This is a genomic window from Komagataeibacter melomenusus (assembly GCF_013155395.1).
Taxonomy (GTDB): Bacteria; Pseudomonadota; Alphaproteobacteria; order Acetobacterales; family Acetobacteraceae; genus Komagataeibacter; species Komagataeibacter melomenusus.
In genome coordinates this window covers 1-250 of sequence record NZ_JABJWC010000136.1, presented here as the reverse complement: position 1 = coordinate 250, position 250 = coordinate 1, and the positions used below count along the sequence as shown (strand labels likewise).

The following is a 250-nucleotide window of genomic DNA, read 5'->3' as shown; positions in this document are numbered from 1 at the left end:
GACGACAAATATGCGTTTCGACGATGTTCGTACGAACCGGGAAATCCATATGCCAGACATCCTTCAGCAACATTTGCCGGGAAAGCACCGTGCCTGCATTCCTCATGAAATATTCCAGAAGTTTTAGGGCCTGTTAGGGCTTGATCCAGTCTGCTGCGGCAGCGATGTGGATGACCGCGAGGAACGACGTTGCTGTTTTTTCATATCTGGTTGCGACAGCGCGCCACTCCTTGAGGCGAGCCCAGAGGTT

At 52.4% G+C, this 250-nt stretch carries 1 protein-coding gene and 1 pseudogene; both read right to left on the bottom strand.

The window, feature by feature from the left end; translation table 11 throughout:
• Positions 1–133, bottom strand: a pseudogene (locus HNW77_RS18035) (winged helix-turn-helix domain-containing protein); the annotation flags it as partial.
• Positions 134–250 (bottom strand): transposase (locus HNW77_RS17410; RefSeq protein WP_018308590.1); only part of this gene is annotated, 117 nt, incomplete at its 5' end.